Source organism: Amycolatopsis sp. NPDC003676 (assembly GCF_053587275.1).
The window spans coordinates 115,036-128,424 of sequence record NZ_JBSFNS010000016.1 but is presented as its reverse complement, the minus strand read 5'-3'; the positions used below and the strand labels follow the sequence as shown (position 1 = coordinate 128,424).

The following is a 13,389-nucleotide window of genomic DNA, read 5'->3' as shown; positions in this document are numbered from 1 at the left end:
CGCGACCGCACATGTCAAGGCGGGAAAGATGCCTTGACAAGCACCCCCAGACCGCAGGGACGCTTTATATCGGGGTGCGGGGGAGGGGCTGGGTGCTTCGATAGCGGGTGCACGGGTGCCGGTTGGTTGGTGGGACGGGCTGGGTGCCTCGATCGTTGGGTGCACCGGTGCGGTTTGTTGGTGGCGGGGGCTAGCGCCCCAATGTGGCGTTGGGTGCATGTGACGCACCGAATGCCACATTGGGTGCGCGGGACGCACCCAATGCCGCATCGGGGCGCGTCCTGGCGGGTGCTGGGTGGGGCGTGAGGGGAACTCTGAGGGAATCTGAGTCCGTGAGGGTTCCCTCACGGAACGCGCGGCCGAGGGGTGAGGTGCGCGGATTGCCAAGACCTCTGCCTGCGGCGACAAGGCGATCAGGCTCCTGGCAAGCACACTGGGGCGCTGCGGGGCAACGGGAGCCTCGCGCGGATCGGGAGGCCTGGAATGGCACAGCAGTCGACACCGGAGGCCGTCGGAGGGCAGCTTCGCGCTAATGCGTTGGGGACTGGCGGGATCGCGTTTCTCGTGTTGGCGGCTGTCGCGCCGTTGACGGGGATGGTCGTGATCGCGGGGCTGGGGATCGCGCTGGGCAACGGTGGCGGGATGCCCGCGTCGTTCCTGATCGCTGGGGTCGTGCTGTTGTTGTTCGGCATCGGGTACGCGCGGATGAGCCGGTACGTCTCCAATGCCGGTGGATTTTACGCGTATCTTGTCGCGGCGTTGGGACGTCCGGCTGGGCTTTCCGGGGCGTTTGTCGCGTTGGCTGGGTACAACTGCTTCGTGGCTGGGGCCGTCGGGACTTCTGGGGCGCTGACCGGGGGTGTCGTCAACCGGGTCTTTCATCTTGACTTGCCGTGGGAGTTTTGGGCTGGGTTGTCGGTGGCGGCGGTGTTTCTGCTGAGCCGTCGCGGGGTTGACGTTTCGGCGAAGGTGCTTGCCGTGTCGCTGATTCTTGAGGTCAGCATTCTGGTCGTGTTCGACGTTGTGGTGCTTGTGAAGTCTGGGTACTCGTTCAGCGCGTTGTCGCCCGCGGTCGTGACGTCGGGGTCGATCGGGCTGGGGTTGTTGTTCGCTGCCACGTGTTTTATCGGGTTTGAGGCGACAGCGCTGTTCAGCGAGGAAGCGCGAGACCCGAACAAGTCGGTGCCTCGGGCTACTTACATCGCGGTGATTGCGATCGGAGTATTCGCGGCGGTGACGTCGCTGGCGTTGGTGAGCGCGATCGGGGTGGAGAACGCGAAATCTGTGGCGCAGGACCATCTTGCGGCTGGTGACCTGTTGCTCGCCACCTCGCAGGATGTTCTCGGGACCGTGCTCACTGATGTCATGCAGTTGCTGCTGGTGGTCAGCCTTTTCGCCGCGTTGCTGGCGCTGCACAACTCGGCCAGCCGGTACATCTACGCGCTTGCTCGTGACGGTGTGTTGCCGACGGCTTTGGGGCGCACGGTTTCTGGTACGCCGCGCAACGCCAGTGCGGCGCAGATCGGGTTCGCTACTCTGGTCGCGGCGATCTTCGCGGTGCTGGGGCTCGACCCGGTCGCGTTCTTGACGTCTTCGATGACTGGGTTCGGGACGTTGGCGATCCTCGTGCTGCAGGCGATGGCGTCGATCGCGGTGGTGGTGTTCTTCCGGCAGCGGCGCGATCCGCATTGGTGGAGCACGTTTATCGCGCCGGGGCTGGGCGGGGCCGGGTTGATCGGCGTGATTGTGCTGGCCGTGCTGAATTTTCCGACTATGGCAGGGTCGGACGCGGCGTGGATCGGACTGTTGCCGTGGTTGTTGCCGATTCTGATTGTCGCTGGGTTGGTGATGTCCGTTTACTTGCGACGGAGGCGGCCGGAGACGTACGCGGCGCTCGGGCCGGACGTGCGTTGAGTCAGCTTTTCGCCTTGGCTCGGTTGGCGCCCCAGCTGGCGATTGCTATTCCGACGAGCGTCAGCACAATCAAGGCGACGAGCTGACCGGTCCATCCGCCGGGGACCCAGTCGAACGCGCCCCACAGCTGGCGTGCGTCGTGGTCGAAGAAACTGCGGATCGCGGCTTGTGCGCATACGACTGTGATGACCATGCCGACCGTCTGCACCGCTGTGTAGCCGCCCTTGCTCATGCGTTCTCTCCTCACTCGTGGTGGCTTAAGTGTGGCGGTCGGCAAGCAGCTACGCATCGGACCTGCGGAGCGACTCGGGACCGACCAAAGTCGAGGGGTACGACTTTGGTCTAGGGCGGCGCTGTGCCGTGGGCGGCTGCACGGGATGGGCGGATCGGCGAAGATGGGCGGGTGATCGTTCCGCAGGCCAAGCTCAAGCTGTGGCAGCAGGGGTGGCGGCTGACTGCCGCCGCGCTGCTCGGTGCGTTCGCCTGGTTGACGATCGCGGCCCAGTTGCCGGAGGGGTCTGACGATCCGCGGATCGGGTGGCTGCTCTTCGGCGACCCGATCATCGGCGTCGGATGCCTGGTCGCGACCTTGTGGCGGCGGAAGTATCCGCTTTCGGTCGCGACTGGGGTGGTGATCGTCTCGGCGGTGTCGTCGTCCGCGGGAGGTGCGGCGCTGCTCGTGCTCGGGTCGCTCGCCACCCGGCGGCGGCCGCTCGAGACCGCGTTCATCGGGTTTGCCTGCGTCGCGACGGGAGCGGTCACCGAAGGTATTTACCCGCGCGGTGCGGATCCCGACCCCTGGTGGCTGTCGGTGGCGTTCATCGTGCTGATCACCGGCATCGTCGTGGCGGTCGGGGCGGCGATCGGGGCGCGGCGCGAGGAGTTGCAGTCGCTGCGGGAACGTGCGGAGAGCGCGGAACGCGAGCAGGTCGCGCGGGCGGCGGAGGCGCGGATCGTCGAGCGGCATCGGATCGCGCGGGAGATGCATGACGTCCTCGCGCATCGGGTTTCGCTGGTCGCGATGCAGGCCGGGGTGCTGGGACATCGGACGGATCTGGCCCCCGACCAGGTGTCGCTGCTGGCCAAGGGGATCGCTGACGGGGCGCATCAGGCTTTGGAGGAGCTGCGGGAGGTGCTCGGCGTGCTGCGGGCGAGCCCGGGTGGGCTTGAGCCGCCGCAGCCATCGCTCGCGACTCTGCCTGCGCTGGTCGCCGATGCGCGGGCGCTGGGGGTCAACGTCGCGTACACCCCGGAATCCATCGGCACGCCGCCGGATCTGCTTGCGCGGACGGTGTACCGGATTGTCCAAGAAGGACTGACCAATGCCGGGAAGCACGCACCTGGCGCGGAAGTGCGGGTCACCGTGGAAGGCGGGGAGGGCGACGGCCTGCGCGTGACCGTGCGGGATTCGGGGGCGGCGAGTGGGGAGAAGCCGCCGCCGTCGGCTGGGTTCGGGTTGCTGGGGCTGTCCGAGCGGGTCGAGCTCGCCGGTGGTGAACTTGACCATCACGCGGACCCGGACGGCGGGTTCGTGCTGACCGCGTGGCTGCCGTGGCCTGCCCGCGGCGAAGGGAGCGAGTGAGTGGACCGGGTGCGGGTCGTGATCGTCGACGACGATCAGCTGGTGCGGATGTCGTTGCGGCTCATGCTCGACGGCGAAGCCGACCTGGAGGTCGCCGGCGAGGCCGCGGACGGCGACGCCGCCATCGCCGAGGTCCGGCGGATCCGGCCGGACGTCGTGCTGATGGACGTGCGGATGCCCGGCCGCGACGGTCTGAGCGCGACCGAAGCCATCCTCAGCTGGCCGGACCCGCCGCGGATCCTCGTGCTGACCACCTTCGACTCCGATGAGATGGTGCTCGGCGCGCTGCGGGCCGGGGCGCTTGGCTTCGTGCTCAAGGACACCCCGCCGCCGGACATCCTGGCCGCGGTGCGCGCCGTCGCCGACGGGAATCCCGCGCTGTCCCCGGCGGCCACCAGCAGGTTGATCACCGCGGCGATGGGGCCGCAGTCGTCCGAGACCCGGCGTACCGCGCGGGAGGCGGCGCAGGCGCGGCTGGCCGCGTTGACCGAACGCGAACGCGACACCGCGCGGGCGATCGCGGAGGGGCTGTCGAACGCCGAGGTCGGGGCGCGGCTGCACATCAGCGTGGCGACGGTGAAGGCGCATACGAGCAGCCTGTTCGCGAAGCTGGGCGTGGTGAACCGGGTGCAGATCGCGCTGGTGGTGCGCGACAGCGAGGAGTGAGCAGTAGGCAAACCTCACTGAAAAGCCGCACGCGCGCTGGTATTCGGAAATGAGTGCGCGTTCTTCGATGGAATGTGAATTTGTCTGCTGGGAATATTCTGGCCGGGTAATTTACGCTGTTTTTCGCAGCGAATCGCCCGCGCGTTCCGCCGGTGACCGACAACCAGAACAGTCGCGGCATCCCGAAGACCTACCGGCACATGCACGGTTTCGGCTCGCACGCGTTCAGCCTGATCAACGACGTGGGCGAGCGGCACTGGGTGAAGTTCCACCTGTGCACCCAGCAGGGCATCGAGAACCTGACCGACCGGGAAGCCGACGCGCTCATCGGCGAGGACCGCGAATCGCGCCAGAGCGACCTGTGCGGGGCCATCGAGCGCGGCGACTATCCTAAATGGACGCTGTATGTGCAGCGAGGGTGCGTGGCAGCGGCTTTTCGAAAACACGGCGCGAGAGATCAAGGGCGCGCGGAAGGAAACGGTCGAGTGGCATATCGACATCTGCGCCAAGGCGGATCCGGCTTACGGCGCCGGGGTGCGGAAGGCGTGCGAGGAGATCGGAGTCTTGTAACCGGCTCCGGTCGCTGCTGTCTGGGAGGGGACTCTGAGCCCGTCAAGGTTCCCCTCACGGACGCAGTTGTTGGCGGGAGGTCAGGCGGGCGTCTGCATGTGTTCCGGGCAGTCAGTGCGCAATTCCGTCAACTCCAACGGTTTCCGCATCAAGTGACAATGGTGCGGAGCCTTCGGATCGGCATGCTCGTTCCGCCCGAAGAACCGGCACGTCGTGCACACCCGGGCGACGCTGATCGCACCGCCGCGCTGCAGGTCCGCGATCACCCGCAACAAAGTATTCAGTGTCGTGGCCTGATCCGCTTCCGGCACCGCGGCCAGCGACGCCACCAGTTGCTGATCCCATGCCGACAGCGAGGCGGCGACTTCAAAGCCGCGGTCGGTCAGGGTGAGCAGGCGGCGACGACCGTCCGAACCGGGTGAGCGGGTGAGGAGTTCTTTGCGTTCCAGGGCGCTGATCGCGTCGGACATCGTCGGCGTGGTGACGTCGAACTCCGCGGCCAGTGCGTTCACCTCGCGGCGCGGCGCGGGGTGGCGGGACAGGGACAGCACCGCCTGTTGTTGCAGCGGCGAAAGGCCCTGCGTGCGGGCGCTGCGCTGGGAAAGCGCGCGCAGTCCGTTCCCGAGCCGCTCGACGGCGTCGGCCAGCCGGCGGTCGAGGCCGGGTTCGTGCTCGGGCATGCGCGCCGCCTCGCGGTCAGGATTCCTTGGCGCTCATAATAAGCGACGGCACGGAAGAAGGCCGGGACCACACGGCCCCGGCCCCCTCCCTCGCCAGTTGGCTCAGACGAGTTTCTGCGCCTCCAGCAGCGCGTCCCGAAGGATCTGCTCCATTTCGTCGAACTCCGCCTGCCCGGCGATCAGCGGCGGGGCGAACTGGACGACCACGTCGCCCCGGTCGTCTGGACGGCAGTAGAGGCCGCGGTCGAACAGCGCGCCCGGCAGGAAGCCGCGGACGAGGCGTTCCCGCTCGTCGGCGTTGAACGTCTCGCGGGTCGCTTTGTCCTTGACCAGCTCGACGGCCCAGAAGTAGCCGTCGCCGCGGACGTCGCCGACGATCGGCAGGTCCAGCAGCTTGCCGAGGGTCGCTTCGAACGCGCCCTGATTGTCCAGTACGCGCTGGTTGAGCCCCTCCCGTTCCATCAGGTCGAGGTTCGCGAGCGCGACTGCGGCCGACACCGGATGCCCGCCGAAGGTGTACCCGTGCGGGAAGCCGACTCCCGCGCCGAGGAACGGTTCCATCACGCGGTCCGACGCGATCAGCGCGGCGATCGGGCTGTAGCCGGAGCTCAGCCCCTTGGCGCAGGTCAGCAGGTCCGGCTGGAGGCCGAACTTCTCGCTGGCGAACGTCGTGCCGTGCCGCCCGAACGCGCAGATCACCTCGTCGGCGACCAGCAGCACGTCGTGCCGGTCGCAGATTTCCCGCACCCGTTCGAAGTACCCGGGCGGCGGGGTGAGGCAGCCGCCGGAGTTCTGCACCGGTTCGAGCACGACCGCGGCGACCGTGTCCGCGCCCTCGAACAGGATCGCCTCTTCGATCCGGTCCGCGGCCCAGCGGCCGAACGCTTCGAGGTCGTCGGCGAACTCCGGATGCCGGTACAGGTTGGTGTTCGGCACGCGGAATCCGCCCGGCGCGAGCGGTTCGAAGTCCTTCTTCATCGCGGGCAGCCCGGTGATCGCGAGTGCGCCGTGCGGGGTGCCGTGGTAGGCCACCGCGCGGCTGATCACCTTGTGCTTGCCGGGTTTTCCGGTCAGCTTGAAGTACTGCTTCGCGACCTTCCACGCGGACTCGACCGCCTCGCCGCCGCCGGTGGTGAAGAAGACGCGGTTGAGGTCGCCCGGCGCGAGGTGCGCGAGCCGTTCGGCCAGTTCCGCCGCCGGTTTCGTGGCATAGCCCCAAATCGGGAAGTACGCCAGCTCGTTCGCCTGCTGTGCGGCCACTTCCACGAGCTCCCGGCGGCCGTGCCCGGCCTGCACGACGAACAGCCCGGCCAGCCCGTCGAGAATGCGGCGGCCGCGGTCGTCCCACACGTGCACGCCCTCGCCACGAGTGATCACCGGGACCGGCGAGTCCTGGTAATTTCCCATGCGGGAGAAGTGCATCCACAGGTGCCGGGCTGCTGCCGACTGAGTGTCCATTGCAGATCCCTTCTCAGACATTCTGCGGGAAGCCGAGGTCGAGCCCGCCCTGTTCGGGGCCCGGCCAGCGGGTGGTGACGACCTTGGCGCGGGTGAAGAAGTGCACGCCCTCGCCGCCGTGCGCGTGGGTGTCGCCGAACAGCGAGTTCTTCCGGCCGCCGAACGAGTGGTAGGCCACCGGGACCGGCACCGGGACGTTCACGCCGACCATGCCCGCCTCGACGTCGGCGGAGAACCGGCGGGCCGCGCCGCCGTCGTTGGTGAAGATCGCCGCGCCGTTGCCGTACGGTCCGGCGTTGATCAGCTCGATCGCGTCGGCGAACGTCTCCACGCGGACCACCGAAAGGACCGGACCGAAGATCTCGTCGGTGTAGATCGGCATGTCCGGGCGGACGTGGTCGAACACCGTGGGCCCGACGAAGAATCCGTTGCCGTCCGCGTCGAACTTGCCCTCTCGGCCGTCCAGCACCAGCGTCGCGCCTGCTTCGGCACCGGCGGCGATGTAGCCGGACACCCGGTCCTTCGCCGCTTCGGTGACCAGCGGGCCCATGTCGCAGCCGCGGGTGCCGTCGCCGGTCACCAGGGTCTTCGCGCGGTCGGCGATCCGCGGCACCAGCGCGTCGGCGACGTCGCCTACCGCGACCACCACCGACACCGCCATGCAGCGTTCGCCAGCAGATCCGAAACCGGCGCTGACTGCCTGGTCGGCGACCAGGTCGAGGTCGGCGTCGGGCAGCACCACCATGTGGTTCTTCGCGCCGCCGAGCGCCTGGACGCGCTTGCCGTTCGCGGTGCCGGTCTCGTAGACGTACTGCGCGATCGGGGTCGATCCGACGAACGAGACCGCTTCGATGTCCGGGCTGTGCAGCAGCGCGTCCACCGCGGTTTTGTTGCCGTGCAACACGTTGAACACGCCTTCGGGCAGACCCGCTTCGCGCCACAGCTCGGCGAGCCAGTTCGCGGCGGTCGGGACCTTCTCCGACGGCTTCAGCACCACGGTGTTCCCGGCGGCGATCGCGATGGGGAAGAACCACATCGGGACCATGGCGGGGAAGTTGAACGGCGAGATGATCGCGACCGGGCCGAGCGGTTCGCGCAGCGACGTGACGTCGATGTCGGTGGACGCGTTGGCCGTCGCCGCGCCCTTGAGCAGCTGCGGGATCCCGCAGGCGAACTCGACGACCTCCAGGCCGCGCGCGACCTCGCCCGCCGCGTCGGACAGCACCTTGCCGTGTTCGGCGGTGATGATCGCGGCGAGTTCGGACGATCGGGCGTCGAGCAGTTCGCGGAACCGGAACAGCACGCGGCTGCGCCTCGCCAGGGAAGTCTTGCGCCAGGCGGGGAACGCGGCCTTCGCGGCGGCGATCGCGGCCTCGGCGTCCGCGGCCGAGCCGAGCGGCACGCGCGCGGTGACCTTCCCGGTCGCCGGGTTCGTGACGTCCCCGTAGCCGTCCGGCGCGCCTGCTGCCTCACCGCCGGCGATCCACTGGGACAGCGTCGGCACGGAATCGCTCATCGAGCCACCTTTCTTCCTGGTCTTCGCCCTCTGAGGGTCCCTCCCGGACGGGTCGCGGGTAACCGACGAATCGTCGGATTGACGGGTCCTTGCTTTACAGATCGTCGGGTTATGCTGACGTCGTGCACCTGACCTTGCGAGACGTCCTCGAGCTGCCCGTGATGGCCGCCGGGTCGCCGGTCGTGCGCTCGGCGGCGGACGCGGTCGACGTGCCGGTGCGATCGGTGCACGTGAGCGAGTTGAGCGACGTCGCCGGGACGCTGACCAGCGACGTTCTGGTGCTCTCCATCGGGAGGGCGTTCACCGAGCCGGGCTTCGACGCGGTGGCCTACGTGCGGTCGCTCCGGGACGCCGGCGCGATCGGGCTGGTCGTGGAGCCGGGGCAGCATCTGAAGGCGCTGCCGAATGCGCTGGTGCAGGCCGCTCGCGCCGCGCGGTTTCCGCTGGTGGAACTGCGCAGCACGGTCCGCTTCATCGAGGTGACCGAGATCGTGCACGCCCGGATCGTCAACGCGCATTACGAGCGGCTGCGGCTGGCCGAGCGTGCGCACGAGGCGTTCAGCACGGTCGGTTCGGCTTCGCAGGCGCCGGACGCGGTCCTCGCGCACGCGGCGGACTTGATCGGGCTGCCGGTCGTGTTGGAGGACCGGACGCATCGGGCGCTCGCGTTCGCTGGCGTCGGCTCGGCGGAGTCTTTGCTGCGCGATTGGCCAGCACGGTCTCGACGAGTGCCGTTTTCGGCCGCGACCGAGGTCGGTGGTCCGGAGAGCTGGATGTGCACGCCGGTCGGTCCGCCGCGCGAACGCTGGGGTCGACTGGTCGTGCCCGCGCGGTCGGCGGAGCAGCCGGCGGCGTGGATGGTGCTCGAACGTGCGGCCGAGGCGCTGACCGTCGGGAAGTTGCTGGAACGCTCGCCGCTGTCGGTGGAAATCGAAGCGCAAGGCGATTTGCTGCGGGATCTGTTGCATGGTGCGGACGAAGGTTCGGTCCGCGCGCGGGCTCGGGCGTTGGGGCTGGCGTCGGCGGCGTACTACGCGGTGCTGGTGTGCCGTCCGGCTCGGGCCGGGCAGGAGCGGGCGCTGCTGGACGCGGTGCTGACCAGCGACGGGATCGGCGGAGTGCTGGCCGAGGGTCGGGTGGCCGCGGTGTTCCCGTGTTCTTCGGTGGCCGCGGAGAAAGCGTTGCTGGAGCGGGTAGTTGCCGGTGTTCCAGCTGGATTGGCGGCGGCTTTCGGAGCGGCCGGGCCGGTGCGCCGGCTCGGCGAGTTACCGGCGGCGCTGCAGGAGGCGGTGCATGTCGCGGACGTCGAATCGCCTGGTGCGCCTGGACTTCGGCGGGCTGGCGACTTGGGGGTGCGCGGGTTGTTGTGGTGGTTGCGGGAGCATCCGCGGTTGCATGAGTTCACCGAGGCTCAGTTGCGGCCGTTGTTGACGTTGCCGGAGCCGCGGGCTGGCCGGGTGTTCGGGACGTTGCGGGCGTTTGTCGAGTCGGGCTATTCGATGACTGAGTTCGCGAAGGCGGTGAATTTGAGCCGCCCGGCGGCGTATTCGCGGTTGGCGACGGTGGAGCGGTTGCTGGGGGTGGATCTGTCCGATCCGGACACTCGGCTTTCGTTGCACCTGGCGGTTTTGGCGCACGGGCACCGTGATTCAGCTTCCGGCGCCCCAGCGCAGTGACAGCCGGTCGGCGGCGCGTTCGGTGCTGATGTGCATCATGCTGCCGAGAATGGTCGCGCGGTCGATGACGACGATCGTGCCGTCCGGGGTGCTGGTGGTGCGCTCGCTGACCAGGACCGGGGTGTTGACGGGCTCGGCGAGGAGGCGGGCGAGCTTGTCGTCGAGGGCGTCCGGGCGGATGGTTTCGGCGGCCCTATCGACCACGACGTCCAGTTCGGACAGTGCACTGTAGAGCGAGACCGTGGTGAAATCCGTGTCCCGCAAGCGTTCTCCGTGCGGGGGAGCGATCCAGGACACTTGATGGATCGCCCGGCGACCGCCGAACTCGCGCACTCGCTCAAGGCGCAGGCCGGAATCGGTGGCTCGAGCCTGCAGCCGAGCCGCGACGCGAGCGGGCAGCCGCCGGACAGACTGGCTGACGACTTCGGTGCGCACGACGTAACCCTGATCGCGCAGGTCCTCGGTGAAGCTGCGCAGGGAGCCCAGCTGGTACGAGGCCGGTGTGGACGCCACGAAGGTGCCGCGGCCGGGTTGTTGCACGATCAGGGCTTCGTCGCTGAGCTCGCGCAGCGCTTGCCGGAGCGTCATGAGCGTGACGCCGTAGGACGCGCTGAGCTCCCGTTGTGGCGGCAAGGCCGCACCGGGCGCGTACTCCCCGGCGCGGATCTTCGCGGCGAGATCCGCGGCGATCGCTCGGTATCGGGCCATGCGCGTCCGTTCTGGTCCAGTCTGGCTTGACCAGCGGATTCTAGTCCAGCGCGGCTCGCAGGGTCGCGACGTACTCGCCGACCCGCGCCGGACCAGCGCCGTCGAGCACCCGGCGCATGATCGCCGCGCCCACGATCACGCCGTCGGCCACGCGCGCGGCCTCGGCGGCGTGCGCGGGTTGGGAGATGCCGAAGCCGACGAGGACCGGCAGGCCGGTAGCGTCCTTCAGCCGGGTGGCGAGGTCGATCGCGGAGGCGGGCAGGTGGTCGCGTTCGCCGGTGGTGCTCATGGACGAGACGGCGTAAACGAAACCTCGGCTCCGCGCGACGATCTCTTGTGCCCGCTCGGGTGGGGTCGCGGGGGAGACCAGGAGTGCCAGGTCGATTCCCTCCTCGATCGCGGGCACTTCCTCTAGCGGAAGATCCGGCACGATCAGGCCCTCGACTCCGGCTGCTTTCAGGTCAGCGCAGAAACCCTTGCGGGCGGCCAAGTTGGCGTAGGTGCTCACGATGATCGGAACGTCCACTGTGGTCTCTGACAGTTCATTGAGGACACTCTGCGGAGTCGTTCCGTTGGCGAGCGAGACGTTCGAAGCCTCCTGAATGGTCACGCCGTCCAAAGTCGGGTCGGAGAACGGGATGCCGACTTCGATCGCGTCCGCACCGGCTTCGGCCATCGCCGGGAGATAGTCAGTCCACTGTGGAGTAACTCCGCCGGTGATATACGGCATCAAGATTTTGCGGTCGGTTTTCATGCGCGGGACTCCTCGGAGCGGGCGATGAGCGTGGCGATGTCCTTGTCGCCGCGGCCGGACAGGGTGAGCAGCACCGTCGAGCCCGCCGGAAGATCCGGCGTGCCAGCGGCTTCGGCCACCCACGCGAGTGCGTGCGCGGATTCGAGGGCCGGGATGATTCCCTCGGTACGAGCCAGTTGCGAGGCCGCGGCGACCGCTGCTTCGTCGTTGACCGCGACGTACCGAGCCCGGCCGAGGTCGCGAAGGTGCGCGTGTTCCGGTCCGACGCCGGGGTAGTCGAGGCCAGCCGCGATCGAGTGGGCTTCGAGGATCTGTCCGTGCTCGTCCTGCAGGAACAGCGACCGCGAACCGTGCAGGACCCCGGCTTGGCCAAACGTCGCGCCCGATCCGCCGATCGCCTCCACCCCGACCAGCCGCGCGCTGGTGTCGGCGAATCCCGCGAAGGTGCCCGCCGCGTTGGACCCGCCGCCGACGCACGCGACGACGAAATCCGGAGTCGCCGCGTACTGCTCGCGGGCTTCGTCGCCGATCACGCGCTGGAATTCCCGCACCATCCACGGATACGGATGCGGCCCGACGACCGAGCCGAGGCAGTAGTGCGCCTCCTCGGTCGAGCTGACCCAGTGCCGCATCGCCTCGCTGGTCGCGTCTTTGAGCGTCCGGCTGCCGCTGCGGACCGGGACGACCTCCGCGCCGAGGTAGCGCATGCGGAACACGTTGTGGGACTGGCGTTCGACATCCTGCTCGCCCATGAACACCGTGACCGGAAGGTCGAGCAGCGCGCCCGCGGTGGCCGTCGCGACGCCGTGCATCCCGGCCCCGGTCTCGGCGATCAGCCGCTGCTTGCCCATCCGCCGCGCGAGCAGCGCCTGGCCGACCGCGTTGTTGATCTTGTGCGATCCGGTGTGCGTGAGGTCTTCCCGCTTGAGCACGACGCTGACGCCGAGTTCGGCGGACAACCGCTCGGCGGGCGTCAGCGGCGTGGGCCGGCCGACGTGCCGGGCGAGCATCGTCTGGAGCTGCTCGCGGAAGCCGGGGTCGACCCAGGCTTTCTCGAACGCGTCGGCGACTTCGAGGCAGGCGGGCACCAGGGATTCCGGCACCCAGCGCCCGCCGTACTCCCCGAAGCGTCCTTTCTGGGTCGGGGTGCGCATGGGCATCTCCTTAGAGTTCTATAACTGTCTCCACTGTTATAGAACTCTTGATGGCGGAGCGCAAGGGGCTCAGCGCTGCCGCAGGACCTCGACGCCGTCGCCGTCCAGGTCGTCGAGGAACCGGGAACGGCCGGTCATCGCCATGATCAGCGCGAGCGTCGGCCCGGTCACGAGTGGTCCCGAGCCGCCGGAAAAGTCACTGTCGGTCGCCTCGAGACGGAGGCCTTGGACGCGTCCTTTGGCGAGCACGACGAGGTCGGAGCCGAGGTAGTAGCGGGCCACCGTGGTGAGGATGTCTCTTGGGTGTTCACGGCGGATCCCGAGCGGGCGGCGGATGTCCTCGCCGTGCACGACGATCTCGCCCAGCATCGCGACGACCGGCAACGGCGGTTTGGTCGTGCTGGCGACGACCCGGCGGAAGCGGGCCAGCGTGTCGGCCGGGCTGGCGCCGAGGTGCTCGGCCAATCGCATCGCGACCTGCCGATCGAAGTCGAACCGGCAGCGGAGCACGCCCGCCATCCAGCGCAACGGCGTGAGCGACGCGCCCGCGGTGAGGTGGGCCAGCACCTCGCGGACGGAGAGCCCGGCGCACAGCGAAGGCGTGCTCCATCGGTCGTCGGACAGTTCGGCGAGGTCGTCAGCCAGCGCGGAGCGTTCGGCGTGGATCTGCGGCCAGGTAGCGGTCATTCCGGATCTCCTCGGTCGTGGTTG

Annotated in this window: 13 protein-coding genes and 1 pseudogene; 6 read left to right on the top strand and 8 right to left on the bottom strand. The window is 68.7% G+C overall.

Translation table 11 applies throughout. The annotated features are described in order from the left end of the window. Positions 1-483: 483 nt before the first annotated feature. Entirely contained in the window at positions 484-1,914 is a 1,431-nt protein-coding gene (locus tag ACWDNU_RS13635) for an APC family permease (RefSeq protein ID WP_449669038.1), read from the top strand. A gap of 1 nt (position 1,915) precedes the next feature. Here the strand turns inward: ACWDNU_RS13635 and ACWDNU_RS13630 are convergent, their stop codons facing one another. Next, positions 1,916-2,146, bottom strand: coding sequence for a hypothetical protein (locus tag ACWDNU_RS13630; protein WP_370934430.1), 231 nt, complete (start codon positions 2,144-2,146; stop codon positions 1,916-1,918). A 171-nt stretch (positions 2,147-2,317) separates the two neighbouring features. On the opposite strand from ACWDNU_RS13630, the gene ACWDNU_RS13625 reads away from it, so the two are divergent. From ACWDNU_RS13625 to ACWDNU_RS13610, 4 genes and pseudogenes are all read left to right on the top strand, one after another. Then, positions 2,318-3,496 carry a sensor histidine kinase gene (locus tag ACWDNU_RS13625; RefSeq protein WP_449669037.1) on the top strand — a complete coding sequence of 393 codons (1,179 nt, stop codon included), beginning with the start codon at positions 2,318-2,320 and terminating at the stop codon, positions 3,494-3,496. Next, positions 3,497-4,162, top strand: coding sequence for a response regulator (locus ACWDNU_RS13620; RefSeq protein WP_370934432.1), 666 nt, complete (start codon positions 3,497-3,499; stop codon positions 4,160-4,162). It abuts the gene before it with no gap. A 200-nt stretch (positions 4,163-4,362) separates the two neighbouring features. Continuing rightward, positions 4,363-4,515: pseudogene (locus ACWDNU_RS13615) on the top strand (catalase); the annotation flags it as partial. Between the two features lie 52 nt (positions 4,516-4,567). Continuing rightward, positions 4,568-4,732 (top strand): catalase-related domain-containing protein, encoded by a 165-nt coding sequence (locus ACWDNU_RS13610; RefSeq protein WP_449669036.1) that lies wholly within the window; start codon positions 4,568-4,570, stop codon positions 4,730-4,732. An 80-nt stretch (positions 4,733-4,812) separates the two neighbouring features. On the opposite strand, the gene ACWDNU_RS13605 is transcribed toward ACWDNU_RS13610, so the two are convergent. From ACWDNU_RS13605 to ACWDNU_RS13595, 3 genes are all read right to left on the bottom strand, one after another. Continuing rightward, on the bottom strand, positions 4,813-5,412 hold the full coding sequence (locus ACWDNU_RS13605; protein WP_449669035.1) for a MarR family winged helix-turn-helix transcriptional regulator: 600 nt from the start codon (positions 5,410-5,412) through the stop codon (positions 4,813-4,815). A 102-nt stretch (positions 5,413-5,514) separates the two neighbouring features. Next, the gene (locus ACWDNU_RS13600) at positions 5,515-6,870 is read right to left on the bottom strand and encodes an aspartate aminotransferase family protein (RefSeq protein ID WP_449669034.1); all 1,356 of its coding nucleotides are present in this window, start codon (positions 6,868-6,870) and stop codon (positions 5,515-5,517) included. Positions 6,871-6,883: 13 nt separating this feature from the next. Next, positions 6,884-8,386: a CoA-acylating methylmalonate-semialdehyde dehydrogenase gene (locus ACWDNU_RS13595; RefSeq protein WP_449669033.1), complete on the bottom strand. Its 1,503-nt coding sequence runs from the start codon at positions 8,384-8,386 to the stop codon at positions 6,884-6,886. Positions 8,387-8,508: 122 nt separating this feature from the next. Between ACWDNU_RS13595 and ACWDNU_RS13590 the strand changes: the two genes are divergently transcribed. Next, on the top strand, positions 8,509-10,062 hold the full coding sequence (locus ACWDNU_RS13590) for a PucR family transcriptional regulator (RefSeq protein ID WP_449669032.1): 1,554 nt from the start codon (positions 8,509-8,511) through the stop codon (positions 10,060-10,062). Here the strand turns inward: ACWDNU_RS13590 and ACWDNU_RS13585 are convergent. The 4 genes from ACWDNU_RS13585 to ACWDNU_RS13570 all read right to left on the bottom strand — a co-directional run bounded on the left by ACWDNU_RS13585 (position 10,036) and on the right by ACWDNU_RS13570 (position 13,365). Next, complete coding sequence (locus tag ACWDNU_RS13585; protein WP_449669031.1) at positions 10,036-10,770, bottom strand: GntR family transcriptional regulator; 735 nt, start codon at positions 10,768-10,770, stop codon at positions 10,036-10,038. The two genes, ACWDNU_RS13590 and ACWDNU_RS13585, sit on opposite strands and share 27 nt — an antisense overlap. A 40-nt stretch (positions 10,771-10,810) precedes the next feature. Beyond that, entirely contained in the window at positions 10,811-11,524 is a 714-nt protein-coding gene (trpA, locus tag ACWDNU_RS13580; RefSeq protein WP_449669030.1) for a tryptophan synthase subunit alpha, read from the bottom strand. Further along, positions 11,521-12,678 (bottom strand): tryptophan synthase subunit beta, encoded by a 1,158-nt coding sequence (trpB, locus tag ACWDNU_RS13575; protein ID WP_449669029.1) that lies wholly within the window; start codon positions 12,676-12,678, stop codon positions 11,521-11,523. Before trpB ends, trpA begins: the two co-directional genes overlap by 4 nt. Before the next feature lie 69 nt (positions 12,679-12,747). Beyond that, a complete protein-coding gene (locus ACWDNU_RS13570; protein WP_449669028.1) occupies positions 12,748-13,365 on the bottom strand; it encodes a maleylpyruvate isomerase family mycothiol-dependent enzyme in 618 nt (205 codons plus the stop codon). Positions 13,366-13,389: the final 24 nt, after the last annotated feature.